This window comes from Synechococcus sp. CCY 9618 (assembly GCF_019038415.1).
Lineage (GTDB): Bacteria > Cyanobacteriota > Cyanobacteriia > PCC-6307 > Cyanobiaceae > Cyanobium.
Map to the genome: position 1 here is coordinate 1 of NZ_JAFKRG010000128.1, position 420 is coordinate 420.

Genomic DNA, 420 nt, shown 5'->3' on the forward strand with positions numbered 1-420 from the left:
TGACGTGGACCCCAAAAACTGATCCAGGCCTTATGAGAGCTTCCCTACCGGCCAGACTTGGCCAGGAGAAGCCCCATGAAACGCAAACGCCACAACCCCGAGCAGATCATCCGCAAACTGCGGACGGCAGACCAGCTACTGAACCAGGGACAAACCATTGCCGATGTCTGCCGAGCCCTGGAGGTGTCCGCTGCCACCTACCACCGTTGGCAGCAGCTCTACGGCGGCATGAAAGCCACGGAGGCCAAGCGGCTCAAAGAGCTGGAGCAGGAGAACAATCGGCTCAAGCGTTTGCTCGCCGACGCCGAACTCGATAAGGCCATGCTCAAGGAGTTAGCCGAGGGAAACTTCTGAGCCCGGAACGTCGCCGCAGAGCCGTGGTAGTTCTGCAGGATCGTTTCCGGGCTTCTCAGCGCCGTG

1 pseudogene is annotated in these 420 nt (G+C 60.2%); it reads left to right on the forward strand.

Going from position 1 to position 420, the window contains the following annotated elements:
• Window positions 1-75: 75 nt before the first annotated feature.
• Window positions 76-420: pseudogene (locus tag KUG41_RS15440) on the forward strand (transposase); the annotation flags it as partial.